Below are 26,072 nucleotides of genomic sequence, written 5' to 3'. Positions count from 1 at the left end.
CGTCGGCGGGTTTGCGCCGTGCGGCGGGACAGGTGGGGCCGACCGGTGCGCCGCTGCTGGTATGTCTACCGTTAGCGCCTGATCCAGCCAGATTGGTGCGAACGGGATGACGCCGGCCGCGACGGAAGCCACTTCCGTCGCGGCCGTTCGTCTATTTGATCTCGATGGCCGTCTTCGGGCTAAGCCGCGCCAGCAGGCGCCGAAGATCCGTGGGCCGAAAAGCGACGCAGCCCGCCGTAGGTTCAAAGGTCCCCCGGGCAATGTGCAGAAAGACCGCGGAGCCGCGCCGGGAACGGCGGGGTCGGCTGTTGTGGTCGAGCACGACGACCAGATCGTAGAGCCCGTCATCCCGCCACATCTCCTCATGCGAGGCGCGCATCGGCAGGCTTACCGGGCGGTTGTAGCGCCCGTCGCGGGGATCGTCGCACCAGCCATCCCCGCGGCGAGTGCGGAGCACCGGCAGGCCGGTAATCGGGCGCGGGCCGCGATCGGCCCGGTAGCGAACCTCGCGCGCATGCCAGGTTCCCCGTGGCGTGGCGCCGTCGCCTTCGCGCTTGTCCGCGCGAATGCCGGTGCGTCCCAAGGCGACGGGGATCAGGCGTCCATCGAGGATGAGGTAGCCGCGCTGGCGTCCGTGGAGGTGACCGGCCGGCCGCATGGCGACACGCAGGCGGGAGGCAAAGCGGGATTTCCCGTGCGTTTCTGTGCGAAGGGTCTTCTTCTTCACGCCATTTCCGTTCACGATCACGTCACGAACCGGCAGCACCTTCGTCTCGCAAGTGCTCAACGCTTGCCGAATGCGTTTCGCCTGCCTACTCGGGACATACGGCATTTCACTCCAGCCTTGCGTGAGAGTGGACGCGCGAGGCGCCAGGAACAAGGGCTTCGGCCAGCGGCCTCTCGGGAACGCGGATATTCGGGAAAGCGATATGGCGAACGCTCTGCGAGTTTTGGTGGTCGATGACGACAAGGACCTGCGCGAGGCGCTGGTCGAACAGCTCTCGCTCTATGACGAATTCGAGGTGGTGTCGGTCGACAGCGCCAATGCCGCCATCAGCGAGGTGGAGACGACGCGGGTCGATCTCGTGCTGATGGATGTCGGCCTGCCGGACAAGGATGGGCGCGAAGCGGTGCGCGTGATGCGGCAGAACGGCTTCAAGGCGCCGGTGATCATGCTCACCGGCCACGATACCGACAGCGACACCATCATGGGGCTGGAAGCCGGCGCCAATGACTACGTGGCCAAGCCGTTCCGCTTCGCCGTGCTGCTCGCCCGCATCCGCGCTCAGATGCGCTCGCATGAAGCGAGCGAGGACGCGGTCTTCACCATCGGACCCTACACGTTCCGGCCCGGTGCCAAGATGCTGGTGACCGAGCGCAATTCGAAGATTCGGCTCACCGAGAAAGAGACCGCCATACTTCGATACCTCTACCGGGCTGGAAAGAAGCCGGTGGCGCGCGAAATACTGCTGCAGGAAGTCTGGGGCTATAATTCGGGCGTGACGACTCATACCCTTGAGACGCATATATATCGCCTGCGCCAGAAGATTGAGAAGGACCCGTCCCACCCCAGCCTGCTTGCCACCGAGGCTGGGGGGTACAAATTGCTGCCCTGACAGGCCGATTGATTCGTCCTGCCTTGGAGTTTCGCCCGCCGAATGTCCATCGAGGACGACATCGCCTTTCTGGAACGTGTGCCGACGCTCGCATTGATGGGGCGTGAGGCTCTGCGCGTCATCGCCATCAGCGTCGAGCATTTCGCGCTGGCGCGCGGGCAGGTGCTTTTCCACGAGGGGGAGCCGGCCGATTGCGCCTATGTGGTGCAGGACGGCAGCCTGGCGATCGCGCCGGACGACCCGCATCTGGCGGCGCGGCCGGGCCAGAGCGCGCGCGTCGGCGAAGGCGCGCTGATCGGCGAAATGGCGTTGCTGACCGAGACGCGGCGGCCCGCCACCGCCACCGCGCTGGAGCCGGCGGAGGTTTTGCGCATTCCCCGCAACGTCTTCCTGCGCACGCTGGAGAGCTATCCTGACGCCGCCCGCGAGCTGACGCAGCGGTTGAGCGAGCGGGTGGCGGCGACGCTGGCCGATCTGGACCGCGTGCGGGAGCGGCTGGAGGCGATCGAGGACGTGCGGCGGCCATGATTCCGGTCACGCCCCGGGTCTGGCTCGACGAGGACGAGATCGAGGAAACCTTCATTCGCGCCTCCGGTCCGGGCGGCCAGAACGTTAACAAAGTGTCGAGCGCGGTGCAGCTGCGCTTCGACGTGCGCGGCTCCAAGACCTTGGCAGACCACGTAAAAGAGCGCTTGTCCCGCCTCGCCGGGCGGCGCCTGACCAAGGACGGCGTGCTGGTTCTGGTGGCGCAGCGCTACCGGACGCAGGAGCAGAATCGCGCCGATGCGCTGGCCCGGCTGGTGGAACTGGTGCGCGAGGCGGCAATCGTGCCGATTACCCGCCGCCCGACCCGGCCGACTCTGGGCTCGAAGATCCGCCGGCTGGAGGGCAAGGCCAAGCGGGCGGGGGTCAAATCACTGCGCCGCGACCGGCCGGGCGCGCCGGACGAATAGGCGCTAACCCCTTAGAAATCCGTCGCTATTCCCTTCACTTCCCAGTCGCCATAGCGCACCGGCTCGGGCCCGTTTCGGCCGTCGATTTCCCTAGGCCCGGCCACCGGGGCCGCAGCGGCGCGGCGGGCGGCGGCCTCGGCCAGCGCCCGCTCGGCGGCAGGTGTGAGCGGCCGGCGCGGGGCCGGCGCATCGGCGCCATCGGACGGGCCGGTGAGGCCGGTTGGGTGGAGTGTCGGTGCGATCGGATCGATCTGGCTCATGCGCTATTGGAACCACCCGCCGCCCGCCCGCGTCAAGACAGGCCCGCTCACGAGCGCGCGACGCGCGGGCCGCTCACATGCGCCGGATCGCCCGCCGTGACACTCCCCTTGCCGCCGCGCTCCAATCTTGCGCGGCCGCCGGACCCATCCCATTTTCCCCACCGACAGGCCGCAACCTGCGGCGGATGAGGCAATGATGAACTATTTCCGTACGGCGATCCTGCTCGCGGGCATGACAGCGCTGTTCATGGGCGTCGGCTTCATGATCGGCGGCCAGGGCGGCATGCTGATCGCGCTGCTGGTGGCGGCCGGCATGAATGTGTTCAGCTACTGGAATTCCGACCGGATGGTGCTCTCCATGTACGGCGCCCGCGAGGTCGACCGTGCCAGCGCGCCTGACTATTACGCCATGGTGGAGGAGCTGGCCGCGCGGGCGCAGCTGCCGATGCCACGCGTCTACATCATGGACAACCCGCAGCCCAACGCCTTCGCCACCGGCCGCAACCCGCAAAACGCGGCGGTCGCCGCCACCACGGGGCTGCTCAATTCGCTGTCGCGCGAGGAAGTCGCCGGCGTCATGGCGCATGAGCTGGCGCATGTGAAGAACTACGACACGCTGACCATGACCATCACCGCCACGCTGGCGGGGGCGATCTCGATGCTGGCCAATTTCGCCATGATCTTTGGCGGCAACCGCAACAACAACAGCGGCTTCGGCGTGATCGGCACCATCGCGATGATGATCCTCGCCCCGCTCGCCGCCATGGTGGTGCAGATGGCGGTGTCGCGCTCGCGCGAATATGAGGCCGACAAGCTCGGTGCGCAGATCTGCGGCCAGCCCATGTGGCTCGCCTCGGCGCTGGCGAAGATTTCCAATGCGGCGCACGCCGTGCCGAACATGCCGGCCGAGCACAACCCGGCCACCGCGCACATGTTTATCATCAACCCGCTCTCGGGCGAGCGGATGGACAGCCTGTTCTCCACCCACCCCGCCACCGAGAACCGCATCGCCGCGCTGCAGGCGCTGGCGCAGCAGATGGGCGCCAGCGGCGGTTATCCCTCTGCCGCCGCGCCGCAGGGCGGGCCGTGGGCGGGCTCCGGCGCGGCGCGGCCGGCCAGTCGCCGGCCGGGCAATCCCTGGGGGCGCAGCGGTGGCGGCGAGCGGCGCGGCCCCTGGGGCTGAAGCGAGGCTGTCGCCGGGCTTGGCAGAAAAGACCGGCAGGGGCCGGCGGAGTCACTTTCGCCGGCAATGCGCGCGCCTGAGGCCGCCGCGCCGCTTGAAAAAGCCGCGCTTCGCAGCTATCAGAGCCGCGCGTGCCGCTTTAGCTCAGTTGGTAGAGCATCGCATTCGTAATGCGGAGGTCGTCAGTTCGAGTCTGACAAGCGGCACCATTCCTCCGCCTCCGCGCCGTTCTGGCGCCTTATGGCCGCCAAGCCCTTCCCCGTAGTAGACTCGCGCCCTATCGGCATCGCCGCCGTTTCGTGCCGCCGTGTCCCGCCGCTGTCCGTGTCTCCTGCCGTGCCCTCTAGCAGAGGAGGCCGGACGTGAAGCAGAGCCGCCCTCATCGCCGGGCCTGACCAGGGGATCCAGCCGTCTCGCTGCCTCTCAGTCCAAGCCTGGGTGGCCGGGTCAAGCCCGGCCATGAGGGGGAACGGGTGGGACGGGCTGATGGCTGTCGCACGCGCCGCTGCAGGCTTTCCCTCGCCGCCGCATGCCCCTTCTGCGCGACGCGCGGCTCGTCTTTCAGTGGAGCGCGGCGGACCACACGCACACCCTCATCCCCGGGCCTGACCCGAGGATCCAGCCGTCTCGCTGCCTCTCAGTCCAAGCCTGGGTGGCCGGGTCAAGCCCGGCCATGAGGGGGGGAACGGGTGGGACGGGCTGAAGGATACCGCGCGCCCTCACTCCCCGCCGCATGCGCTTCCTCCTCGCCGCGCGCGCCTAACTCGCGCCACACGCCCCGCCCTCTCGGCCGCACGCCCTTCTCCGCGACGCGCGGCGGGTCTTTCCGGGGAGCGACTGGCCATACGCGCGCCCTCATCCCCGGGCGTGACCGGGGAACCCAGTTTGCGCACCGGTGCGGAGGCAAGCCTGGGTGGCCGGGTCACGCCCGGCCATGAGGGCTCGGCCCTTCGCTCGTACGTGTATTTCCGCTGCACAACCCCGTTCCCCGGACCAGCCGCGCGCAGCGCGGCGCCGCTCCGGGGCCAAGGGTACCGGGAGCCGCGCTCCCCTGTTCGGTAAAGAGCCGAAGAGCTTGGCGCTGGGTCCCGGATCGCCTTCCGCTACCGCTGCAGGCGTCCGGGACACGGCAGCGCGCTTCGATACCTTTCAGCCCTCATGGCAGGCCGCATCCTTCTCCCTCTCCCCCTGGGGGAGAGGGTTGGGGTGAGGGGCTTTGTCCCTCCGCCCCGGCGCCCCCCTCACCGACCCGCTTCGCGGGCCACCTCTCCCCCACGGGGAGAGGCACGTCGCGGGTCAGCGCCGGGCATTGACCGCGCCCCAGACCGCCCTCGCCGCCAATGGTCAGTGCCAAGCCTGACCTTCGTCGCTCATGGGATGACAGCGGCGACGCGTTCAACTCTCCGATTTTATCGAATGATTTGTGCGATATAATGCGCTGGATCGAACGATCATCGCCTGCGATCAGAGGACGTTGCCGGAATGGAGACGTATCATGGTCGCGCATGTCGAAATGGCCGAGGGCCACAGGGTGGCGAAGGCGCGCCCCACCGCGATCCTGCCCGGCCTCGCGCTGACGGCGGGCATTGCCGGCCTCGCCTTCGGCCTGCGCCAGCTGCCGATGGTCGGGGTGCTGAGCCCGATGATCCTCGCCATCATGATCGGCATCGGCTTCCACAATCTCATCGGCACGCCGGCGCGGGCCAAGCCCGGCGTGGCGTTTGCCATGCGCCGCATTCTGCGCGCCGCCATCGTGCTGCTGGGCCTGCAGCTCACCGCCGCGCAGATCGCCGAAGTGGGCGCGACCGGCATCGCGGTGATCGCCCTCACCCTGGTCGCCACCTTCCTCTTCATCACCTGGCTCGGCCGGCTGATCGGGGTCGAGCGCGGGCTGGCCGAGCTGATCGCCGCCGGCACCTCGATCTGCGGCGCCTCGGCGGTGATCGCCACCAATACGGTGACGCGCGCCCCGGACGAGGATGTCGCCTATGCGGTGGCCTGCGTCACCGTGTTCGGCTCGGTGGCGATGTTCCTCTATCCGCTGCTTCCTGTCGTGCTCGGCCTCTCGCCGCATGCCTATGGGCTTTGGGCCGGCGCCTCGATCCACGAGATCGCCCAGGTGGTGGCCGCCGCCTATCAGGGCGGGCCGGCGGCCGGCGAGTTCGGCACCATCGCCAAGCTCTCCCGCGTGATGCTGCTGGCGCCGATGGTGATCGGGCTCGGGCTCGTCGCCGCCCGCCGCGCCACCCGGCACGGCCACGGCGCCAGCCGCGCCCGCCCGCCCATGCCGTGGTTCGTGCTCGGCTTTCTCGCCATGGTGGGGCTGAACAGCGTGGTGACGATGCCGGCGGAGATGAAGGCCGCGCTGGTGCTGGCCACCACCTTCATGCTCTCCATGGCGCTGGCGGCGATGGGGCTGGAAACCGACATCGCCAAGCTGCGCGCCAAGGGGCTGCGGCCGTTCCTGCTCGGCCTGGCCGGCTTCGTCTTCATCGCCCTGTTCAGCCTCGCTCTGGTAAAGATGACCGCCTGAGCGAGGCCGAGGACGGTGGATGACCCTGGAGCAGCTGCGCATCTTCGTCGCCGTGGCGGAGCGTGAACACATCACGCAAGGCGCGCGCGACATCCATCTCACCCCCTCGGCCACCAGCGCGGCGATCGCGGCGCTGGAGGCGCGCCACGCGACACGGCTGTTCGACCGGGTCGGCCGGGGCATCGTGCTCACCGAGGCGGGGCGGCTGTTCCTGCCGGAAGCGCGCGCCGTGCTCGCCCGCGCCAGCGCCGCCGAGAAGGTGCTGGCTGACCTTGCCGGGCTGGTGCACGGCGCGCTGGCGCTGGCGGGGAGCCAGACGGTCGCCAATTACTGGCTGCCGCCGCTGATCGAGCGCTACCGCCGCCGCTATCCCGGCGTCGCGGTGAGCCTCGTCATCGGCAACACCGATTTCGTCGCCGCACGGGTGCAGGACGGCGCCGCCGATCTCGGCTTCATCGAGGGCGAGGTCGAGGCGCCGGTGCTGGTGGCCGCGCCCGTCGCCGATGACGAGATGGTGCTGGTGGCGCCGGTGACGCATCCCTGGCACTGGCGCGCGCCCACCTCCCCGGCCGAGCTGGCCGACGGCCCGTGGGTGCTGCGCGAGCCGGGCTCGGGCACCCGGGCCATTTTCGAATCCTATCTGCAAGAGACCGGCCTCGCCCCCGGCGCGCTGCGCGTCGTGCTGGAATATCCCTCCAATGAGGCGGTGCGGGCGGCGGTGGAGGCGGGCAGCGGGGTGACGGTGATCTCGCGCCGCGTGGTGGAGGAGGCGATCCGCGCCGGCACCATGGCGCTGATCGACTACCCCCTGCCCTCGCGCCCCTTCCTCTCGCTGCGCCACCGCGAGCGCTACGCCACCAAGGCGGCGCAGGCCTTTCTCGACCTGGCGACGGCGGCGCCCGAAAGCGCCGGCTGACGGCCGTGCCGGGGCCCGGGAAAACGCCGCCTCCCCGCGCAGATCGGCGTGGCGCCGCCCGGCGCGACGCGGCACAATGGACGCGCGGCGGCCCTCGATTGGGCATGCGGGCGGTCGCGGGCGGGGGCAGAACGATTTGAACGCGCAGGAACGCAGTCAACCCGCCGGCCGCGGCGAGGTCCGCATCGACATTGTCGACGTGCTGCGCGGCATCGCGGCGAGCGCCGTGGTGGTGCAGCATGTGGCGGAATCCTCCGGCCTGCCGGGGCTGTGGTACCTGCTGGAACTGGCGCCCGGCGTGTTCGGCGTCGTGCTGTTCTTCCTCATCAGCGGCTTCGTCATCCCGCTCTCCGTCCGGGGAGTCTCGGACTGGCGGGCCTACGCGCTGCGGCGGGTGTTCCGGATCTACCCGCTCACCTTGTTCGCCTTCGCCCTGCTGGCGGCGCTGATGCTGCTGGGCGCGCTGCCGCCCGCCGACGCCCCGTGGTATGTGTGGCTGGCCAACCTTTTGCTGCTGCAGGATTTCGTCCGGGTGCCCGCCCTGCTCGGCGTGACCTGGACGCTGCCGATCGAATTCGCCTGGTACACGCTGTTCGGGCTGAGCTTCTTCCTGCTGGGCCGCCGGGGGCTGCGGTTGCTCAGCCTTGCCTATCCGATCGGCATGGTGGGGCTGATCGCGCTGTCGCTTCTGCTGGAGATCCGCCTGCCCTTCGGCCGGATCGGCATGCTCTACGCCGCCCTTATCGGCATGCAGTGCTTCCGCTTCGCCGGCGGGGAGATCGGGCGCCGCGAGATCCTGGTGTCGTGCGGCGTGTTCGTGGGGCTGATGATGGTGGCGAACTGGGTGGCGTTCGGGCATTTCTCCCACCCCAACATCAAGCTGCACCATGCGCTGATGCCCTGGGCGCTCGCCTCGCTGCTGTTCTTCGTCGCGCTGTTCCGCATCAAGCTGGCGTCGCCGCCCTCCTGGATCGGGCAGGGCCTCCTGTTTCTCGGGCGGATCAGCTTTTCGGTGTACCTGCTGCACCCGATCGTCATGGGGCTCGTGCACCCCTTTGCCGAGGGCCTCGCCTTCATCGTCGCGGTGTGCGGGCTGACCCTGCCGCTGGCATGGCTGAGCTTCACCTATATCGAGAAGCCCGGCATCGAGATGGGCCGGGCATTGGTGCGCCGGCGGCGGACCGTCGCCGCCTAGGCTGCCCCCCGGAACCCGGTCCGCTCAAATGATCTAGCGGCCGCCGAAAATGGCGCTGCCGACCCGCACATGGGTCGCCCCCAGCGCGATGGCGGTCTCGAAATCGCCGCTCATGCCCATGGAGAGCGTCTTCAGCCCGTGGCGGGCGGCGATCTTGGCCAGCAGGGCGAAATGCGGCGCGGCCGGCTCGTCGGCCGGGGGAATGCACATCAGCCCGTCGATCGCCAGCCCGTGCGTGTCGCGGCATTCGGCGAGGAAGGCATCGACCTCGCCGGGGGCGACGCCGGCCTTTTGCGGCTCCTCGCCGGTATTGACCTGCACCAGCAGGCGCGGCGCGGGCGCGGCGCCCTCGCGGCGCAGCTCCTTCGCCAGCGCGGCGGCGAGAGACGGGCGGTCCAGCGTCTGGATCACATCGAAAAGGCTGAGCGCCTCGCGCACCTTGTTGGTCTGCAGCGGGCCGATCAGATGCAGTTCGAGATCGGGATGGGCCGCGCGCAGCGCCGGCCATTTGCCCGCCGTCTCCTGCACCCGGTTCTCGCCGAAGACGCGCTGGCCGGCTTTGATGACGGGCGCGATGTGCTCGGCCCCGAAGGTCTTGGAGACGGCGACCAGCTGGACGCTGGCGCGATCGCGCCCGGCATCCTCGCAGGCCTGGGCGATGCGCGCGCGCACCTCGACGAAACGTGCGGTGACCTCGCGGGCCGCGAGCTCCTGCGCAATGACGTCCTCGGTCCGGTCCGGCTCCATCCTGGCTCTCCTGCTGATCCCGCCGCCCTCGATACGCCAATCGCGCCCGCGCGGGAATGCGGGCGCGGGGGAAAAGCGCCGGGCCGCCTCTGCCGCGCCCGCCCTTCCCCGCAATGCAGCGAAAAGGTTGACCAGGAACGCGGTTTGGTGCCTAGTCCGGCGCCATCCGTGAACCTTTTTCCTGAAGGTTCACGCCCCTTTGTCAGATGTTTGCCGATCCAAGAAGCCTGTCCATGAGCACCGAGCGCTACAACGCCCGCGAGGCCGAGCCCCGCTGGCAGAAGATCTGGGACGAACGCGGCATCTACCGCACCCGCAACGACGATCCGCGTCCCAAATACTATGTGCTCGAAATGTTTCCCTACCCGTCGGGGCGCATCCATATCGGCCATGGCCGCAATTATGTGATGGGCGACGTGGTGGCGCGCTTCAAGCGGATGAAGGGCTTCAACGTCCTCCACCCCATGGGCTGGGATGCGTTCGGCCTGCCGGCGGAAAACGCCGCCATCGAGCGCAAGACCCATCCGGGCAAGTGGACCTACGAGAACATCGCCACCATGCGCGAGCAGCTGAAGCTGCTCGGCCTCTCGCTCGACTGGTCGCGCGAGATCGCCACCTGCGACGTCTCCTATTATGGCGAGCAGCAGCGCATCTTCCTCGACTTCCTCAAGGGCGGCTTCGCCTATCGCCGCGAGAGCGAGGTCAATTGGGACCCGGTCGACAACACCGTGCTCGCCAATGAGCAGGTGATCGACGGCCGCGGCTGGCGCTCGGGCGCGCTGGTGGAGCGGCGCAAGCTGGCGCAATGGTTCTTCCGCATTTCCGACGCCTCGGAGGAGCTGCTGGCCGGGCTCGACACGCTGGAGCGCTGGCCCGACAAGGTGCGCCTGATGCAGCGCAACTGGATCGGCCGCTCCGAGGGCCTGCATGTGCGCTTCGTGCTGGCGGATGCGCCCGCCGGGGTCGCCGAGAACCTGCCCGCCGCGATCAAGGTCTACACCACCCGGCCGGACACGCTGTTCGGCGCCGCCTTCCTCGCACTCTCCCCCGGCCATCCGCTGACCGAGAAGCTCGCGGCGGCGAACCCGGCCCTGGCGAGCTTTGTCGAGGAATGCCGGCGCGGCGGCACCTCCACCGCCGAGATCGAGACCCAGGAAAAGATGGGCTTCGACACCGGGCTGAAGGTGCGCCACCCGCTCGGCGGACCGGACCTGCCGGTCTATGTCGCCAATTTCGTGCTGATGGACTACGGCACCGGCGCCATTTTCGGCTGCCCGGCGCATGACCAGCGCGACCACGACTTCGCCCGCAAATACGCCCTGCCGATCACCCCGGTCGTTCTGCCGCCCGATGTCGACCCCGCCAGCTTCTCGGTGGCGGAGGCGCCCTATGAGGGCGAGGGCACGCTGTTCAATTCTGGCTTCCTCGACGGCCTCACGGTGCCGGCGGCGAAGGAGAAGGTGGCGCTGCGGCTGGAGAACGAGATTCTCGGCAACGCGCCGGTGGGCGAGCGGGCGGTGAACTACCGGCTGCGCGACTGGGGCATTTCGCGCCAGCGCTATTGGGGCTGCCCGATCCCGATCATCCATTGCGATTCCTGCGGCCCGGTGCCGGTGCCCGAGGACCAGCTGCCCGTGCAGCTGCCGGAGGACGTGACCTTCGACCAGCCGGGCAACCCGCTGGACCGGCACCCGAGCTGGAAGCATGTGAACTGCCCGCAGTGCGGCGCGCCGGCCCGGCGCGAGACCGACACCATGGACACGTTCGTCGATTCGTCCTGGTACTTCGCCCGCTTCGCCGCCGAGCCCGGCACAGCGCCGCTGCAGAAGGGCGCCGCCGACCATTGGCTGCCGGTCGACCAGTATATTGGCGGCATCGAGCACGCGATCCTGCACCTGCTCTATTCCCGCTTCTTCATCCGCACGCTGAAGAAGCTCGGCCGCGTCTCCGTGGCCGAGCCCTTCGCCGGGCTGTTCACCCAAGGCATGATCGTCCACGAGACCTACAAGGACGCGGAAGGCCGCTGGCTGTTCCCCGAGGAGGTCGAGCGCGACGGCGAGGGCCGGCCGGTGAAGGTGGGCACGGGTGAGCCCGTGACCATCGGCGCGCCGGAGAAGATGTCGAAGTCGAAGAAGAACGTGGTGCCGCCGGAGATCGTCGCCGACACCTATGGCGTCGACTGCGCCCGCTGGTTCATGCTCGCCGACACCCCGCCCGAGCGCGACAGCGAATGGACCAGCGCCGGCATCGAGGGCGCCTGGCGCTTCGTCCAGCGGCTGTGGCGGCTGGTGGGCGACACCGTGGCGCTGGCGCCGGAAGAGGTGACGCGGCCGGCTGATTTCGGTGCCGAATCGATTGCCCTGCGCCGCGCCTCCCACCGGCTGGCAGCTCAGGTGGCGGAGGATATCGAGCGCCTTCGCTTCAACGTCGCGGTGGCGCGGGTGCACGCCTTCGCCAATGTGTTCGCCGAATCGCTCACCGGCGCCCGTACCGGCGCGGCGGCGGGCCCGGTGGCGCCCGACCTTGCTTTCGCGCTGCGCGAGGCTGCCACCTTCCTCACCGCCGTGGTGGCGCCGATGGTGCCGCATCTGGCCGAGGAATGCCGGCTGGTGCTGGCCGGCAGCGGGCTGATGGCCGAGGCCGGCTGGCCGCAGGTCGAGGACGAGCTGCTGGTCGACGATACCGTTACGCTGCCGATTCAGATCAACGGCAAGCGGCGCGGCGAGATCGTGGTGCCGAAGGCGGCCAGCCCCGCCGAGGTGGAGAAGGCGGTGCTCGCGCTCGATCTCATCGCGCAGGCACTCGACGGGCGCGCCCCGAAGCGTATCATCGTTGTGCCGCAAAGGATTGTGAATGTCGTCGCCTGACCGGAGGAACACGATGCCCGCACGCCGCCGCCTGCTTGGTCTCGCCGGGGCGGGACTGCTTGCCCTGTCTGCGGCCGGCTGCTTCCAGCCCATGTATGCCGAGACGAGCCCGGGCCAGGGCTCGGTGCTGCAGCAGAGCTTCAGCGAGATCGAGGTGGTCTTCGCCACCGGCCGGGTCGCCGACGAGGTGCGCAACGACCTGATCTTCGCGCTGACGGGCGGCGCCGGAAACCCGGTGGGCGCCCCTTATCGCCTCATCCTCGACGTGAGCAGCAAGACCGCCGAGGCTTCCGTCGTCAGCCCGCTCACCGGCCTGCCGGAGGTCGAGATCGTCTCGGTCGATGTCAAATGGCAGCTCTATGAGGCCGGCAACACCAAGACGCCGCTGCGCGTCGGCACCGCCACCGGCAAGGCCTCGCTGGACAGCGGCTATCAGCGCTTCGCCCGCGCCCGCGCCATTCGCGACGCCGAGAACCGCTCCGCCTCGGTGGTCGCCGAGACGATCAAGAGCCAGCTCGCCTCCTATTTCCTGACCCGCGCGCCCAAGAGCTGAACCGGCCATGGTCGCTGTCCGGCCGGGCGATGTCGAGGCGACGCTGAGCCGCCTCGATCCGCTGCGCCCCGTGGTGCTGCTGTTCGGGCCCGATAGCGGGCTGGTGCGCGAGCGCGCCCGCGCTTATCTCGCCCGCGCCAGCGCCGGCTCCGACGACCCGTTCGGCATTGTCCGGCTCGACGGCGACGAGATCTCAGGCGATCCCGGCCGGCTGGTCGACGAGGCCGGCACGATGGCGCTGTTCGGCGGCCGGCGGGTGGTCTCGCTGCGGGCCGGTTCCAAAAACGTCGTTCCGGCGGTCGAGGCGCTGCTGGCGGCGCCGCCGGAACAGGCGATCATCGTCATCGAGGCCGGCGACCTCAAGCGCGGCATGGGCCTGCGGGCGCTGTGCGAGGCCTCGCCGCACGCGCTGGCCATCGCCTGCTATGCCGATAGCGAGCGCGATCTCGCCCGGCTGGTCGATTCCATGACGGCGGAGGCCGGCATGGCGCTGGACCGCGACGCGCGCGGCGAGTTGCTCGCCCTGCTCGGCGGCGACCGCATGGCCTCGCGCGGCGAAATCGCCAAATTGCTGCTCTACGCCACCGGCGAGCCGCGCATCACCAGCGCCCATGTGCGCGCCATTGTCGGCGACGCCTCAAGCCTGGCGCTGGACGAGATTGCCGACGCCACCTTCGCCGGCCAGCCGGCTGACATGGCGAGCGCCTTCGCCAAGGCGACCGGCGAGGGCATGCGGGCCGATATCGTGCTGGGCGCGGTGTGCCGCACCGCGCAGGCGCTGCACCAGATGCGCCTTTCCATCGAGGCCGGCGGCAATGTCGAGCGGGCGCTGGACGGCGCTCGGCCGGCGATCCATTTCCGCCGCAAGCCGTTCGTGGAAAAAGCGCTGCGCGGCTGGAGCGTCGCCCGGCTGGAGGCGGCGCTGTTCGCGCTCGACGACGCGCTGCTCGCCGCCCGGCGCAACGCGGCGCTGGGCCCGGCGATCGCCGAGCGGGCGCTGCTGCAGGTGGCGGGACAGGCGAAGCGGGGCTGAGGTCCGGACGGCCGGAAATCAGATCCCCGCCAGACGCCGGCAGACCTCGTCCAGCTGGTCGAGCGAGGAATAGCGGATGCGGATCTCGCCCGCCTCGCCATCGTGCTTCAGCGTCACGGCGAGGCCCAGCTCGTCGGAGAGGCGGCGCTGCAGCGCGGCGGTGTCGGCGTCGAGCGCGGGATGCAGCTTGGCCTTTTTCGGCGGCTTGCCGGCGGCTTCCGCCTTGGCGACGTTGAGCTCCTGCGCCAGCGCCTCGATCGCCCGCACATTCATGCCCTGGGCGACGATGGCCTGCGCCAGCGTCTCCGGGTCGTCCTGGGTCAGCAGCGCCCGGGCATGGCCGGCCGAGAGGCGGCCATCGGCGAGAAACTGCTTCACCGTCTCCGGCAGGCGCAGCAGCCGCATGGTGTTGGCGACATGGCTGCGGCTCTTGCCGATCACCCGGGCGAGGTCGCTCTGCGAATAGCCGAACTGGTCGGCCAGCGACTGATAGCCCGCCGCCTCTTCCAGCGGATTGAGATCGGCCCGCTGGACATTCTCGATGATGGCGATTTCCAGCGCCTCGCGATCGTCGACCTCGACGACGACGATCGGCACTTCATGGATGCCGGCGCGCTGGCCGGCGCGCCAGCGGCGCTCGCCGGCGACGATCTCATAGGCCTCGCGCTCGCCGGCGACCTGGCGCACGACGATGGGCTGGATGATGCCGCGCTCGCGGATGGAGGCGGCGAGATCGTCGAGATCGCCCTCGGCGAAGGTCCGACGCGGGTTGCGCGGATTGGCCCGCAAAAAGGCGAGCGGCACCTTGCGCGCCCCGCCGCCGATGCGGCCCCGGTCATTGGCCGCGCCGCTGTCCTCGCCCATATCGCCGATCAGCGCCGCAAGGCCGCGCCCGAGCCGCGAGCGTCCGCCGTCTTCCGCCATGGCCATCGCCCCCTCCCCTACGCCGCCGCGAGGCGCAGGCTGCGCTCGCGCTGGATTATTTCGGATGCGAGACGAAGATAGGCCTGCGACCCGACGCATTTGAGATCGTACAGCAGCACCGGCTTGCCATAGGACGGCGCCTCCGACACCCGCACATTGCGCGGGATGATGGTCTCATAGACCTTGGACCCCATGAACTGGCGCACATCGTCGACCACCTGGGTCGAGAGATTGTTGCGCGCGTCGAACATGGTCAGCACGATGCCGTGGATGGTGAGCTCCGGGTTGAGCGTGGTCCGCACCTGCTCCACCGTCTTCAGCAGCTGGGAGAGACCCTCCAGCGCGAAGAACTCGCACTGCAGCGGCACCAGAATGGCGTTCGACGCCGCCATGGCGTTGACCGTGATGAGGTTCAGCGAGGGCGGGCAGTCGATCAAAACGTAGGTGTAATCAATATCGTTACGGGCCCGTTCGAACTGCTCGGCCGGACCGTTCAGCCGGCGGATGGCGTCGCGCAGGCGATAGGCCCGGTCGCGCTGGCTGGCGAGTTCCAGCTCGATGCCGGACAGGTCCATGGTCGAGGGCGCGATATGCAGCCGCGGCACCGCCGTCTCCAGCACCGCCTCGCGCAGCTCGATTTCGCCGGTCAGCACATCATAGGTCGAAACCCGCCGGCTGCGGCGGTCGATGCCGAGCCCGGTGGAGGCATTGCCCTGCGGGTCGAGGTCGATGATCAGCACCGTCTCGCCGATCGCCGCCAAGGCGGTGCCGAGATTGATCGCCGTCGTGGTCTTGCCGACCCCGCCCTTCTGGTTGGCCAGGGCCAGGACGCGGGGAACCGGCCGGGGCGCGGCCGGAGCGAGCAAAGCCTCATCCATGATGTCCACCCTGCGAAAATCCCTTGCCGCCCGAAGACTCGCCGGCCCCGTCAGGCCCCAGCGGGACTGCGTTGCGGACGATCAGGACATGGCCGCCGCCATCGGTCAGGCTCGCCCTAATCTCAGCCTCGATTCTCCAAGATTTAGCTGCCTGGGTCAATTCGTTATCAACATCTTGTCCCTTGAGGAACAGCCCGGTCGCTCCCTGCGCAAGGAAGGGAGCCGCCAGCTCCAGCAGCCGTGGCAATGGCGCAAGCGCGCGGGCTGACACGACCTCGACCCCCGGCGCAAGCACGGCGGCGACCTGTTCGATTCGCGATGGCAGCACGGTGACCGGAAGCTCGGCCAGCCGCGCCGCTTCGCGCAGGAAGGCGGCCTTGCGACTGTCGCTTTCCACCAGCGTCACATCGGCGTCGGGACGCTCCGCCAGCACCGCTGCCACCACCAGACCGGGAAAGCCGCCGCCCGAGCCGAGATCGACCCAGCGCCTGACCTCGCCGGCGAGCGGGATCAGCTGGAGCGAATCGGCGACATGCCGGGTCCACACCTGCGGCAGCGAGGCAGCCGCGACCAGATTGATGGTGCGCTGCCATTTCTCCAGCAGACCGACAATGACGTCGAGCCGCTGTTCCGTTTCACGTGAAACAGGGGTGAGGCTCAGCGCGCGGGCGCGATCGGACGAATCATTCCTGGACATGGCGCTTTATACCGCATCCCCGCCCCCGCAGCAGCCGGAGCGCGCGCGACAAAACCCGCCGGCGCGCCTCACGACACCCGGCGGGCATGCGCCGCCAGCAGCGCCAGCGCCGCCGGGGTCATGCCGTCGATGCGACCGGCCTGGCCAATGGTACGGGGCCGAATCGATTCCAGCTTGGCCTTGATCTCGTTCGAGAGCCCGGCCAGCCCGCGATAATCCATCTCCGCCAGCTCCGCCGCCTCGTCGCGGCGGAACGAGGCGATGTCGGCCTCCTGGCGATGGAGATAGACCGCGTATTTGGCATCGACCTCCACCTGCTCGCCGATGCGGGCATCCTCGCCCGCCACCTGCGGCCAGATGCGACAAATATCGGCCCAGCCGACATGTGGGTAGGACAGCAGATCGAACGCCGTGCGGCGCTGGCCGTCGCGGTTGAGGGTGAGACCGTGCGCATCGCCCTCCCCCGGAGTGATCGACACCGAGCGGCTCCAGGCCGAGACCCGCGCCAGCGCCTCCCGACGGGCGGCGAACTGCACCCGCCGCGCCGCGCCGACCAGGCCGAGCCCGTCGCCCTTGGCGGTGAGGCGCTGGTCGGCATTGTCAGCCCGCAGCGACAGGCGATACTCCGCCCGCGAGGTGAACATGCGGTAGGGCTCGCTCACCCCGCGGGTGACGAGATCGTCGATCATCACCCCGATATAGGCTTCCGCCCGGTCGAAGGTGACGCCGTCCTGCCCGCCCGCCCGGCGCGCCGCGTTCAGCCCGGCGACCAGACCCTGCGCCGCCGCTTCCTCATAGCCGGTCGTGCCATTGATCTGGCCGGCGAGGAACAGGCCGGGCGCCTTGCGCACTTCCAGCGTCGGCTCCAGTTCGCGCGGGTCGACATGGTCATATTCGATCGCATAGCCGGGACGGATGAGGCGCACCCGTTCCAGACCCGGAATGGTTGCCAGCAGCAGGCGCTGGACCTCTTCCGGCAGCGAGGTGGAGATGCCATTGGGATAGACGGTGGGATCGTCCAGCCCTTCCGGCTCCAGGAAGATCTGGTGGCCTTCGCGCTCGCCGAAGCGGACGATCTTGTCCTCGATCGAGGGGCAATAGCGCGGGCCGACGCTCTGGATGTTGCCGGAGTACATCGCCGAGCGGGCGATATTGGCGCGGATCACCGCATGGGTTTCCGGCGTCGTTCGGGTGATGCCGCACATCACCTGCGGGTTGGTGATCGCTGCGGTGAGCGAGGAAAACGGTTCGGGGGGCGTGTCGCCCTCCTGCATTTCCAGCCCGGCCCAGTCGATCGTGCGGCCATCGAGGCGCGGCGGCGTGCCGGTCTTCAGCCGGCCGAGCCGAAGCCCCAGCGCGGCGAGCGAGGTGGAGAGCCCGCGTGCCGGCGCCTCGCCCATCCGCCCCGCCGGGATCTGCTGGTCGCCAATATGGATCAGCCCGTTGAGGAAGGTGCCCGTGGTGACGACGACGGCGCCGGCTTCGAGGCGCCTCCCGTCTGCCAGAACCAGGCCGGTGACGCGCCCCTCCTGGAGGATCAGGCTGTCGGCTTCGCCCTCCACCACGAATAGGTTCGGCTGCGAATCGATCGCCCGCTGCATCGCCTGGGCGTAGAGCTTGCGGTCGGCCTGGGCGCGAGGGCCGCGCACCGCCGGGCCCTTGCGGCGATTGAGCAGGCGGAACTGGATGCCGCCCTGGTCGGCGACGCGGCCCATCAGCCCGTCCAGCGCGTCGATCTCGCGCACGAGATGCCCCTTGCCCAGCCCGCCAATCGCCGGGTTGCACGACATGGTGCCGAGCGTGGCGTGGCTGTGCGTCACCAGCGCGGTGCGGGCACCCTGCCGCGCGGCAGCGGCCGCCGCCTCTGTGCCGGCATGGCCGCCGCCGATAATGACGACGTCGAAGGAGAGAGAGTGAGCGGTCATCGGGCAGGCTCGCAGGCTTCTGTCGCGCCGTGACAACGGGCGCGCGCATCTCGGCGGGCGAAGGGATGGCCTGTTCAGCCAGCGATTTGCCCCGCCGTCAAGCCGGAGCGAGACCCTCACCACTTGTGGACAGCAGCGCAGCCTGATTCACGTGAAACATTTCGTTTACGAATCGGCCTCGGCACTCCCTGTGTTTCACGTGAATCCGCGCCCGCCGGCGGCGCTACTTGCCGATGCAGAACTCGCGGAACACGACATCGAGAAGATCCTCGACGCCGATCGCCCCGGTCATCCGGCCGAGCGCGCGGGCGGCAAGCCGAAGCTCCTCCGCAAGCAACTCGTCGTCCAGCCGTTCCCACTGCCCCAGAGCGACGGCGAGATGCGCGGCCGCTTGCCCGGCGCTGGCCCGGTGACGGGCGCGGATCAGCGCCGGGTGCTCGCCTTCCGTTCGTGCGGCGATGAAGCCACCGATGCCGCGGGTCAGCGCCTCCAGCCCCTCCCCGCTCGCCGCCGAGACATTGTAGTCCTGAACCGCCCAGCCGGCCGACGGCGCCGGCGCGGCGTCGGCGCGGTCGATCTTGTTGGCCACCAGCCAGAGCGGGGCGTCGACCTCGATCGAAGGGCAGGCCTCAGGCGCCGGCCCGGCGGAAAGATCATGCACCCACAGCACGAGATCGGCATCGGCGATGCGGGCGCGGGCGCGGCGTATGCCCTCGGCTTCCACCTTGCTCTCGGCCTCGCGCAGGCCGGCGGTGTCGACGAGTGTCGCCTTGTGGCCGTCGAGGTCGAGCGCCACCTCCAGCAGGTCGCGCGTGGTGCCCGGCTCGTCGGAGACGATGGCGATGTCGCGCTGCGCCAGCGCGTTGATCAGCGACGACTTGCCGGCATTCGGCAGGCCGGCAATGGCGATGAGCGCCCCTTCCCGCACCAGGGCGCCGCGCCGGTCGGCCAGCGCCGCCTGCAGTTCGGCCTGCAGCGCCTCGACCTCCGGCCGCGCCAGCGCGCGCGCACCGGCCGGCACATCGTCCTCATCGGCGAAATCGATGCCGGCCTCAATGAGCGCCATGGCGCGAATCAGGCGGCGGCGCCAGTCCTCCACCCGCTGGCCGAGATGGCCGAAGGCATGGGCGAAGGCGAGCCGGCGCTGCGCCTGCGTCTGCGCCCCGATCAAATCGGCCAGGCCCTCCGCCTCGGTAAGGTCCATCCGCCCATTGAGAAAGGCGCGCCGGGTGAACTCGCCCGCTTCCGCCGGCCGCAGGCCGGGGACGGCGAGCACGGCGCCGAGCACGGCGGCGACCACCGCGCGCCCGCCATGGATCTGCAGTTCGGCCATGTCCTCCCCCGTCGCGCTGCGCGGGCCGGGGAACCAGAGCGCCAGCCCCTGGTCGAGCACCTCGCCGGAGGTGGGGTGGCGCAGCCGCGCCAGATGCGCCCGGCGCGGCTCGGGCAACCGGCCGGCCAGCGCCACGAGAACAGCCCCGGCCTGCGGGCCGGACAGGCGGATGACGGCAACCGCGCCGCCGCTGCCGGAGGAAACGGCCGCGATGGTGTCGGCGCCGGCCACGGGAGGTTCGATGGCGCTTTTGTCGATTGCGCTTTTTTCCTGCACGTCCACCCGCTACGCCCTATCTGTTGAATCGGCCGCGTCTCCTGAAATGAACGCCTGCCGCCGCGCCACGATACTGTGTCCCAAGCCGGAGCGACATCTTGCCCAACCAGCTCGCCGCCGCCGCCAGCCCCTATCTGCTGCAGCACAAGGACAACCCTGTCGACTGGTGGGAGTGGACGCCGGACGCCTTCGACGAGGCCCGCCGCAGCAACCGGCCGATCCTGCTCTCCATCGGCTATGCCGCCTGCCACTGGTGCCATGTGATGGCGCATGAGAGCTTCGAGGATGCGGCGACGGCGGCGGTAATGAACGAGCTGTTCGTCAACATCAAGGTCGATCGCGAGGAACGGCCGGAGGTCGACCAGATCTATATGGCCGCTCTGCAGCAGTTGGGCGTCCAGGGCGGCTGGCCGATGACCATGTTCCTCGACCCCGAGGGCGCGCCCTTCTGGGGCGGCACCTATTTCCCGAAAGAGCCGCGCTATGGCCAGCCTGCCTTTACCGAGGTGCTGAAGACCATGGCCGGCGCCTATGCTTCCGGCGATCCGCGCATCACCCAGAACCGCGCCGCCCTGCTGGAACGGCTGCGGCAGAAGGCCCGCCCGGCCGGCCAGGTGGTGATCGGCACCAATGAGCTCGACGACATCGCCGGGCGCATTCTCGGCATCATGGACACCGAGCATGGCGGGCTGCAGGGCTCGCCGAAATTCCCCAACACGCCGTTCCTCGAACTGCTCTGGCGCGGCTGGGAGCGCACCGGGCGAACGAGACTGCGCGACGCGGCGCTGCACGCGCTCGACGGCATGAGCGAGGGCGGCATCTACGACCATATTGGCGGCGGCTATTCCCGCTACAGCGTCGATGACCGCTGGCTGGTGCCGCATTTCGAGAAGATGCTCTACGACAATGCGCAGATCCTCGACCTGCTCGGCCTCGCCTATGCCGAGACCGGTGCGGAGCTGTTCCGCGCCCGCGCCATCGAGACCGTTGGCTGGCTGCAGCGCGAGATGATGACCGAGGGCGGCGCCTTCGCCGCCAGCCTCGATGCCGATTCCGAGGGCCATGAGGGCCGCTATTATGTCTGGACGCTGAAGCAGGTGCTGGACGCGCTGGGCGCGCAGGACGCCGAGTTCTTCGCCCGCCATTATGACATCGCCCCGTTCGGCAATTGGGAAGGCGTGTCGATTCCCAACCGGCTGAAGGAGATGGAGCGCTCGGGCGCCGACGAAATCCGGCTCGCCATGCTGCGCGACAAGCTGCTTGCCGTGCGCGAAAAGCGCGTGCCGCCCGGCCGCGACGACAAGGTGCTGGCGGACTGGAACGGGCTGATGATCGCGGCGCTGGTGGGCGTCGCCCCGCGCATCGGACGGCCGGAATGGGTGAAGCTGGCCGCTGGCGCCTTCCGTTTCATCGCCGAATCGATGGTGAAAGACGGCAGGCTCGGCCATAGCTGGCGTGCCGGGCGGCTGGTGTTCCCCGGCCTTTCCGCCGACTACGCCGCAATGATCGGCGCCGCGCTGGCGCTGGCGGAAGCAACGGGCGAGCGGGCCTATCTCGATCAGGCGATTGCCTGGCAGGCGATGCTGGAAACGCATCACGCGACAGAAGCGGGCGGCTATTATCTCACCGCCGATGACGCGGAAGGGCTGATCCTGCGCCCGGAGGCCACCGCCGATGACGCCGTGACCAGCCCGCAGGCGCTGATCGCCCGCAACCTGGTGCGGCTGGCGATCCTGACCGGCGATGATGCCTACCGCGCCCGTGCCGACCGTCTGTTCGATGCGCTGCTGCCGCGTGCCGCGCCGCATCTCTACAGCCATGCCGGCCTGCTCAACGCGCTCGACACAAGGCTGAGGGCGCGCGAGGTGGTGGTGATCGGCGCGGGTGCGGAGGCTGACGTGCTCGCAGACGCCGCCCGCCGGATGCCGCTGGTCGATGTCAGTGTGCAGCGCGTGAGCGATTCCTCGGCCCTGCCCACCGATCACCCCGCGCGCGCGAAGGCGACAAGCCTGACGAGCGGAGGCAATGTCGGCAACGGCGCGCCCGCCGCTTTTGTCTGCGCTGGCGGCAGTTGCTCGCTGCCCGTTACGGAAGTGAATCGACTGGAGGAATTGCTGCGCGGCGGCTGAGCGAGGCGGCCGATGAGGCCCTCGCCTGGCTTGCCGGCAGGAGCGGACGGTTTGGGCGCAGCCGGCAGCGTGTTGGGGTCGAATCGGCCGTCGCGGCGGCCTTTGTGGGTAAGCCTGTGGATAATCTGGGGAGAAACCCCCCACCCCCCGGTCAAATCAACAGAAATGCCCGCTGGCGGGCGTTTCCACTTTTGCGAGGAATGGATCGGACGACCAGCTCTTCGCCCGTCCTGAGTCATTTCTGAAGGCCATCATTTCGTCAGCGAAATGATGTTATCTTGGCAAATTCGCCTGAGATATCGAAAATATCGCGGCCTTTATTGCGATAAAGCACTCAGCGTCGCTGGCGCCGCATTCCCGGACGGTTATCCGTGTCCAGCCGGCTGAACTTCACATTGGCCAGCATCAGCGGCACCACCAGCATCAGCGCACCGGCGAGGTCCGCCTGCAGCACATAGGCGAGCCCGAGTTCCTCGCGGACTGCCGGCCCGATGACCGGATCGGCGAAGTCGGCGATGAGGCTGGCGACGAACAGGGCCGTGGGCAGCCACACGGCGAGGGGAAGCCACCAGCGCCGGCAGGCCATGACCCAGCTGAGCGCGGCGATGCCGATGACGAACAGCCAGAGTTCCGCTGTCGGCGGCTCGCGTTCCGCGACGCCGGCTTGCACCGGCAGCGCGAGAAGCAGTGTGAGGGGAAGCGCCATGACGGAAAGCCGGTAGAACTGCCCTGCCCTCATGCCCGCCTCCCCGCGGTCTGCTTCGGCTTTACGCCTTAGGTATTCATGGAATCGAAGAAGTCGCCATTGGTCTTGGTCTGGCGCAGCTTGTCGACCAGGAACTCGATCGCGTCGACCGTGCCCATCGGGTTGAGAATGCGGCGCAGGACGTACATTTTCTTCAAAACGTCGGCCGGCACAAGCAGCTCTTCCTTGCGGGTGCCCGAGCGGGTGATGTCGATCGCCGGGAAGACGCGCTTGTCCGACACCTTGCGGTCGAGGATGACCTCCGAATTGCCGGTGCCCTTGAACTCTTCGAAGATCACTTCGTCCATGCGCGAGCCGGTATCGACCAGCGCGGTGGCGATGATGGTGAGCGAGCCGCCTTCTTCGATGTTGCGCGCCGCGCCGAAGAAGCGCTTGGGCCGCTGCAGCGCATTGGCATCGACACCGCCGGTCAGCACCTTGCCCGACGACGGCACCACCGTGTTGTAGGCGCGGCCGAGACGGGTGATGGAGTCGAGAAGGATGACCACGTCGCGCTTGTGCTCGACCAGGCGCTTGGCCTTCTCGATCACCATCTCGGCGACCTGCACATGGCGCTGCGCCGGCTCGTCGAAGGTGGAGGAGACAACCTCGCCCTTCACCGAACGCTGCATGTCGGTAACTTCCTCCGGCCGCTCGTCGATGAGCAGCACGATGAGGTAGCACTCGGGATGATTGGTGGTGATGGACTGGGCGATGTTCTGCAGCAGCACCGTCTTGCCGGTGCGCGGCGGGGCGACGATGAGGCCGCGCTGGCCCTTGCCGATGGGCGCCACGACATCGATGACGCGGGCCGAGAAATCCTTGCGGGTGGGGTCTTCGATTTCCAGCTTCAGCCGCTCGTCGGGATAGAGCGGGGTCAGGTTGTCGAAGTTGATCTTGTGCCGGATCTTGTCCGGGTCCTCGAAATTGATCGTATTGACCTTGAGGAGGGCGAAATAGCGCTCCCCGTCCTTCGGGGAGCGGATCTGGCCTTCGACCGTGTCGCCGGTGCGCAGGCCGAAGCGGCGGATCTGGCTCGGCGAGACATAGATGTCATCGGGGCCGGGCAGATAATTCGCGTCCGGCGAGCGCAGGAAGCCGAAACCGTCGGAAAGGATCTCGACCACGCCTTCACCGATGATATCGGTGTCCTTGGCGGCGAGCTGCTTGAGAATGGCGAACATCAGCTCCTGCTTGCGCAGCGTGCTGGCGTTCTCGACCTCAAGCTCCTCCGCAACCACGAGAAGTTCGGCGGGGTTCTTGGACTTGAGGTCCTGGAGCTTCATTTCCCCCATGGGAAAGGGCCTCGATATTTCTGATGTGGACGTAGCCGGTCGGGAAAACACCCGCCGAAACGACAAAAGGTGGGAAGCGCTGGTCTGCGGACCCAGGCCGAGGGGATCGGCTTCTTGTCCGGCACACCGTGCGGCATCGGGGAGATGCCCGTCTGAACGGAGCGACAGCCAGCTTCGTGGAGTTCGCGCACCATAGGCAAAGCCGCGAACCGGCGCAAGCCTGCCGTATGACGGTTTAACCCGCTTAAAACGGCTTTACGATGACCATGATGACGATGCCGATCATCAACAGCGTCGGCACCTCGTTCATCATGCGGAAGAAACGCGCCGGCCGGACATTCCGGTCGGCGGCGAAATCGGCGACCCAGCGGGCCTGATATTCCTGCGCGATGGTCATGCCGACCACCAGCGCCAGTTTCACGTGAAACCAGCCGGACGCAAACCACCCGCCCTCCCAGGCGAGGTAGAGCCCGGCCAGCCAGCTCACCGCCATGGCCGGGCGGGAGATCGCCTTCAACAGGCGCCGCTCCATCACCTTGAAGGTTTCCGACTGCGCCGAGCCCTTGGGCGCGTCGCAGTGATAGACCATCAGCCGAGGCATGTAGAGCAGCGCCGCCATCCAGGAGATGATGGCCATGACATGCAGCGCCTTGATCCACTCATACAGCATGGCAATCCCAACCCGGCCCTGCCTCTAGACGCCGCGAATGCGGGCGATCATCTGCTCGACATGGACGATCGGCGTTTCCGGGCGGATGCCATGGCCGAGATTGAACACATGCGAGGCGCCGCGGAAATCGGCCAGAATCGCGTCGATCGACGCATCGAGCGCCCGGCCACCGGCGATCAGGGTGAGCGGATCGAGATTGCCCTGCAGCGCGCATTTCGCCCCCAGCGCATAGCGGGTCGCCGGGCGATCGGCGGTCCAGTCGAGCCCCACCGCATTGACGCCCGTCGCCTGCACCATCGCGGTGAGGCCGGGCAGAGTGGCGCCCTTCGGGAAAGCGATGATGCGCGCGCCGGGAACTTCAGCCCGCACCAGGGATACGATGCGGCGGATCGGCTCGATCGACCAGCGACGGAAGCTTGTCGGATCCAGCACCCCGGCCCAGCTGTCGAAGATCTGCACCGCATCGGCGCCGGCCTTGAGCTGGCCGACGAGATAGCGGGCCGAAGTTTCCACCAGCCGATCGATCAGCGCGGTGAAGAACGCCGGGTCCCGCAGCGAGGCGAGGCGCGCCGGCGCCTGGTCCGGCGTGCCGCGCCCGGCGATCATATAGGTCGCGACCGTCCACGGCGCGCCGCAGAAACCGAGCAGCGCCGTCTCTTTGGGAAGCTCGGCCCGGATGCGGCTGACCGCTTCCAGCACCCGGTCGATCTTGTCCGGGTCCAGCTCCTCGCGCAGGGCGGCAAGCTCGGCGCTGGTGGTGACAGGCACCAGACGGGGTCCCTCCCCGGCCTCGAAGGTCAGCGGGCAGCCGAGCGCATGCGGCACGACGAGAATGTCGGAGAACAGGATCGCCGCATCGAAGCCGAAGCGCCGGATCGGCTGCAGCGTCACCTCGACGGCGAGATCGGGCGTGTAACAGAGGGTGAGGAAATCACCGGCCTTCTCGCGCACCGCCCGGTATTCCGGGAGATAGCGCCCGGCCTGACGCATCATCCAGATCGGCGTGCGGTTCGGCACCCGTCCGTCCAGCGCTTGCAGCAGGATCGGCTCGTTCTTCACGCTGGCCTCTGCCCTGGCGCTTTCCATTCCGGCGCTTTCCATCCGCTTGTCCCCTGCCTCTTCATACTTCTTTAAGCACTTTGAATCGAAGGTTGTCTGTGTAGTGAGCAGGGGATTAGACATGTTCCTCCCTGCCCACAACACGCCCCCAGCCTTGTCGCCTGCGGGCCGGCCGCGGATGAATCCATAATCCAGTCGGATGAAGGGCTTAGACGCGGCCTGCAGTGTTATCCACGCAGTTCGCCGATCCCGCCTTGATAAAGCGCACAGGGTGACGCCTGTGGA

23 protein-coding genes and 1 tRNA gene are annotated in these 26,072 nt (G+C 68.6%); 12 read left to right on the top strand and 12 right to left on the bottom strand.

The features are described 5' to 3' along the window. Nucleotides 1-151: 151 nt before the first annotated feature. Entirely contained in the window at nt 152-748 is a 597-nt protein-coding gene (locus BLO63_RS10705; RefSeq protein ID WP_091440422.1) for a L,D-transpeptidase family protein, read from the bottom strand. Nucleotides 749-929: 181 nt separating this feature from the next. Here BLO63_RS10705 and BLO63_RS10700 point away from each other — a divergent pair, with 181 nt between their 5' ends. From BLO63_RS10700 to arfB, 3 genes are read left to right on the top strand one after another with little or no spacing between them, the layout of a single operon-like run. Next, complete coding sequence (locus BLO63_RS10700; protein ID WP_091440114.1) at nt 930-1,616, top strand: response regulator transcription factor; 687 nt, start codon at nt 930-932, stop codon at nt 1,614-1,616. Nucleotides 1,617-1,658: 42 nt separating this feature from the next. Further along, nucleotides 1,659-2,144, top strand: a complete 486-nt coding sequence (locus BLO63_RS10695) for a cyclic nucleotide-binding domain-containing protein (RefSeq protein ID WP_091440112.1) — start codon at nt 1,659-1,661, stop codon at nt 2,142-2,144. Continuing rightward, nucleotides 2,141-2,569 carry an alternative ribosome rescue aminoacyl-tRNA hydrolase ArfB gene (gene arfB / locus BLO63_RS10690; RefSeq protein WP_091440109.1) on the top strand — a complete coding sequence of 143 codons (429 nt, stop codon included), beginning with the start codon at nt 2,141-2,143 and terminating at the stop codon, nt 2,567-2,569. Before BLO63_RS10695 ends, arfB begins: the two co-directional genes overlap by 4 nt. Nucleotides 2,570-2,580: 11 nt before the next feature. On the opposite strand, the gene BLO63_RS10685 is transcribed toward arfB, so the two are convergent. Then, on the bottom strand, nt 2,581-2,829 hold the full coding sequence (locus BLO63_RS10685; protein WP_091440107.1) for a DUF1674 domain-containing protein: 249 nt from the start codon (nt 2,827-2,829) through the stop codon (nt 2,581-2,583). Between the two features lie 196 nt (nt 2,830-3,025). On the opposite strand from BLO63_RS10685, the gene htpX reads away from it, so the two are divergent. The 5 genes from htpX (at nt 3,026) to BLO63_RS10660 (ending at nt 8,656) form a co-directional block, all read left to right on the top strand. Next, nucleotides 3,026-4,012 carry a zinc metalloprotease HtpX gene (gene htpX, locus BLO63_RS10680; protein WP_205409305.1) on the top strand — a complete coding sequence of 329 codons (987 nt, stop codon included), beginning with the start codon at nt 3,026-3,028 and terminating at the stop codon, nt 4,010-4,012. Nucleotides 4,013-4,145: 133 nt separating this feature from the next. Next, a tRNA-Thr gene (locus BLO63_RS10675) sits at nt 4,146-4,221 on the top strand. A 1,286-nt stretch (nt 4,222-5,507) separates the two neighbouring features. Then, nucleotides 5,508-6,545 carry a YeiH family protein gene (locus tag BLO63_RS10670; RefSeq protein ID WP_091440100.1) on the top strand — a complete coding sequence of 346 codons (1,038 nt, stop codon included), beginning with the start codon at nt 5,508-5,510 and terminating at the stop codon, nt 6,543-6,545. 19 nt (nt 6,546-6,564) lie between these two features. Continuing rightward, the gene (locus BLO63_RS10665) at nt 6,565-7,461 is read left to right on the top strand and encodes a LysR family transcriptional regulator (protein ID WP_091440097.1); all 897 of its coding nucleotides are present in this window, start codon (nt 6,565-6,567) and stop codon (nt 7,459-7,461) included. A gap of 136 nt (nt 7,462-7,597) precedes the next feature. Next, the gene (locus BLO63_RS10660; RefSeq protein WP_162841801.1) at nt 7,598-8,656 is read left to right on the top strand and encodes an acyltransferase family protein; all 1,059 of its coding nucleotides are present in this window, start codon (nt 7,598-7,600) and stop codon (nt 8,654-8,656) included. Nucleotides 8,657-8,689: 33 nt separating this feature from the next. Here the strand turns inward: BLO63_RS10660 and BLO63_RS10655 are convergent, their stop codons facing one another. Then, nucleotides 8,690-9,403, bottom strand: a complete 714-nt coding sequence (locus BLO63_RS10655) for a YggS family pyridoxal phosphate-dependent enzyme (protein ID WP_091440092.1) — start codon at nt 9,401-9,403, stop codon at nt 8,690-8,692. 233 nt (nt 9,404-9,636) lie between these two features. Between BLO63_RS10655 and leuS the strand changes: the two genes are divergently transcribed. From leuS to holA, 3 genes are read left to right on the top strand one after another with little or no spacing between them, the layout of a single operon-like run. Continuing rightward, nucleotides 9,637-12,270 carry a leucine--tRNA ligase gene (gene leuS / locus BLO63_RS10650; RefSeq protein WP_091440088.1) on the top strand — a complete coding sequence of 878 codons (2,634 nt, stop codon included), beginning with the start codon at nt 9,637-9,639 and terminating at the stop codon, nt 12,268-12,270. Between the two features lie 13 nt (nt 12,271-12,283). Next, the gene (locus BLO63_RS10645; RefSeq protein WP_091440086.1) at nt 12,284-12,823 is read left to right on the top strand and encodes a hypothetical protein; all 540 of its coding nucleotides are present in this window, start codon (nt 12,284-12,286) and stop codon (nt 12,821-12,823) included. Nucleotides 12,824-12,830: 7 nt separating this feature from the next. Continuing rightward, complete coding sequence (holA, locus tag BLO63_RS10640; protein ID WP_091440083.1) at nt 12,831-13,856, top strand: DNA polymerase III subunit delta; 1,026 nt, start codon at nt 12,831-12,833, stop codon at nt 13,854-13,856. Between the two features lie 18 nt (nt 13,857-13,874). Here holA and BLO63_RS10635 read toward each other — a convergent pair whose 3' ends face one another. The 5 genes from BLO63_RS10635 to mnmE all read right to left on the bottom strand — a co-directional run bounded on the left by BLO63_RS10635 (nt 13,875) and on the right by mnmE (nt 19,895). Beyond that, entirely contained in the window at nt 13,875-14,786 is a 912-nt protein-coding gene (locus tag BLO63_RS10635; RefSeq protein ID WP_091440080.1) for a ParB/RepB/Spo0J family partition protein, read from the bottom strand. A gap of 11 nt (nt 14,787-14,797) precedes the next feature. Next, entirely contained in the window at nt 14,798-15,658 is an 861-nt protein-coding gene (locus BLO63_RS10630) for a ParA family protein (RefSeq protein WP_205409304.1), read from the bottom strand. Further along, nucleotides 15,651-16,355 carry a 16S rRNA (guanine(527)-N(7))-methyltransferase RsmG gene (gene rsmG / locus BLO63_RS10625; RefSeq protein ID WP_091440075.1) on the bottom strand — a complete coding sequence of 235 codons (705 nt, stop codon included), beginning with the start codon at nt 16,353-16,355 and terminating at the stop codon, nt 15,651-15,653. The genes BLO63_RS10630 and rsmG overlap by 8 nt, the downstream gene beginning before the upstream one ends. Nucleotides 16,356-16,423: 68 nt before the next feature. Further along, complete coding sequence (mnmG, locus tag BLO63_RS10620) at nt 16,424-18,280, bottom strand: tRNA uridine-5-carboxymethylaminomethyl(34) synthesis enzyme MnmG (protein WP_091440073.1); 1,857 nt, start codon at nt 18,278-18,280, stop codon at nt 16,424-16,426. Between the two features lie 223 nt (nt 18,281-18,503). Further along, nucleotides 18,504-19,895: a tRNA uridine-5-carboxymethylaminomethyl(34) synthesis GTPase MnmE gene (gene mnmE / locus BLO63_RS10615; RefSeq protein ID WP_091440070.1), complete on the bottom strand. Its 1,392-nt coding sequence runs from the start codon at nt 19,893-19,895 to the stop codon at nt 18,504-18,506. Between the two features lie 92 nt (nt 19,896-19,987). Between mnmE and BLO63_RS10610 the strand changes: the two genes are divergently transcribed. Beyond that, nucleotides 19,988-22,018 (top strand): thioredoxin domain-containing protein, encoded by a 2,031-nt coding sequence (locus BLO63_RS10610; RefSeq protein WP_091440068.1) that lies wholly within the window; start codon nt 19,988-19,990, stop codon nt 22,016-22,018. Nucleotides 22,019-22,352: 334 nt separating this feature from the next. On the opposite strand, the gene BLO63_RS10605 is transcribed toward BLO63_RS10610, so the two are convergent. From BLO63_RS10605 to hemE, 4 genes are all read right to left on the bottom strand, one after another. Further along, on the bottom strand, nt 22,353-22,757 hold the full coding sequence (locus tag BLO63_RS10605; RefSeq protein ID WP_205409303.1) for a hypothetical protein: 405 nt from the start codon (nt 22,755-22,757) through the stop codon (nt 22,353-22,355). Nucleotides 22,758-22,792: 35 nt separating this feature from the next. Further along, a complete protein-coding gene (gene rho / locus BLO63_RS10600) occupies nt 22,793-24,058 on the bottom strand; it encodes a transcription termination factor Rho (protein ID WP_018388498.1) in 1,266 nt (421 codons plus the stop codon). 244 nt (nt 24,059-24,302) lie between these two features. After that, nucleotides 24,303-24,728, bottom strand: a complete 426-nt coding sequence (hemJ, locus tag BLO63_RS10595; RefSeq protein ID WP_091440064.1) for a protoporphyrinogen oxidase HemJ — start codon at nt 24,726-24,728, stop codon at nt 24,303-24,305. 24 nt (nt 24,729-24,752) lie between these two features. Then, the gene (gene hemE, locus BLO63_RS10590) at nt 24,753-25,814 is read right to left on the bottom strand and encodes a uroporphyrinogen decarboxylase (RefSeq protein ID WP_091440062.1); all 1,062 of its coding nucleotides are present in this window, start codon (nt 25,812-25,814) and stop codon (nt 24,753-24,755) included. Nucleotides 25,815-26,072 lie beyond the last annotated feature (258 nt).

The sequence above is a fragment of the Ancylobacter rudongensis genome (assembly GCF_900100155.1).
GTDB classification, from domain to species: Bacteria; Pseudomonadota; Alphaproteobacteria; order Rhizobiales; family Xanthobacteraceae; genus Ancylobacter; species Ancylobacter rudongensis.
The sequence above is the reverse complement of the archived record's forward strand: the minus strand, read 5'-3'. Positions and strand labels throughout refer to the sequence as shown.

Bases quoted from the DNA above. Each gene is read 5' to 3' on its own strand.
- BLO63_RS10700 (WP_091440114.1), top strand. From the start codon at position 930: ATGGCGAACGCTCTGCGAGTTTTGGTGGTCGATGACGACAAGGACCTG.
- BLO63_RS10695 (WP_091440112.1), top strand. From the start codon at position 1,659: ATGTCCATCGAGGACGACATCGCCTTTCTGGAACGTGTGCCGACGCTC.
- arfB (WP_091440109.1), top strand. From the start codon at position 2,141: ATGATTCCGGTCACGCCCCGGGTCTGGCTCGACGAGGACGAGATCGAG.
- BLO63_RS10685 (WP_091440107.1), bottom strand. From the start codon at position 2,829: ATGAGCCAGATCGATCCGATCGCACCGACACTCCACCCAACCGGCCTC.
- htpX (WP_205409305.1), top strand. From the start codon at position 3,026: ATGAACTATTTCCGTACGGCGATCCTGCTCGCGGGCATGACAGCGCTG.
- BLO63_RS10670 (WP_091440100.1), top strand. From the start codon at position 5,508: ATGGTCGCGCATGTCGAAATGGCCGAGGGCCACAGGGTGGCGAAGGCG.
- BLO63_RS10665 (WP_091440097.1), top strand. From the start codon at position 6,565: ATGACCCTGGAGCAGCTGCGCATCTTCGTCGCCGTGGCGGAGCGTGAA.
- BLO63_RS10655 (WP_091440092.1), bottom strand. From the start codon at position 9,403: ATGGAGCCGGACCGGACCGAGGACGTCATTGCGCAGGAGCTCGCGGCC.
- leuS (WP_091440088.1), top strand. From the start codon at position 9,637: ATGAGCACCGAGCGCTACAACGCCCGCGAGGCCGAGCCCCGCTGGCAG.
- BLO63_RS10645 (WP_091440086.1), top strand. From the start codon at position 12,284: ATGCCCGCACGCCGCCGCCTGCTTGGTCTCGCCGGGGCGGGACTGCTT.
- holA (WP_091440083.1), top strand. From the start codon at position 12,831: ATGGTCGCTGTCCGGCCGGGCGATGTCGAGGCGACGCTGAGCCGCCTC.
- BLO63_RS10635 (WP_091440080.1), bottom strand. From the start codon at position 14,786: ATGGCCATGGCGGAAGACGGCGGACGCTCGCGGCTCGGGCGCGGCCTT.
- BLO63_RS10630 (WP_205409304.1), bottom strand. From the start codon at position 15,658: ATGGATGAGGCTTTGCTCGCTCCGGCCGCGCCCCGGCCGGTTCCCCGC.
- rsmG (WP_091440075.1), bottom strand. From the start codon at position 16,355: ATGTCCAGGAATGATTCGTCCGATCGCGCCCGCGCGCTGAGCCTCACC.
- mnmG (WP_091440073.1), bottom strand. From the start codon at position 18,280: ATGACCGCTCACTCTCTCTCCTTCGACGTCGTCATTATCGGCGGCGGC.
- BLO63_RS10605 (WP_205409303.1), bottom strand. From the start codon at position 22,757: ATGAGGGCAGGGCAGTTCTACCGGCTTTCCGTCATGGCGCTTCCCCTC.
- rho (WP_018388498.1), bottom strand. From the start codon at position 24,058: ATGGGGGAAATGAAGCTCCAGGACCTCAAGTCCAAGAACCCCGCCGAA.
- hemJ (WP_091440064.1), bottom strand. From the start codon at position 24,728: ATGCTGTATGAGTGGATCAAGGCGCTGCATGTCATGGCCATCATCTCC.
- hemE (WP_091440062.1), bottom strand. From the start codon at position 25,814: ATGGAAAGCGCCAGGGCAGAGGCCAGCGTGAAGAACGAGCCGATCCTG.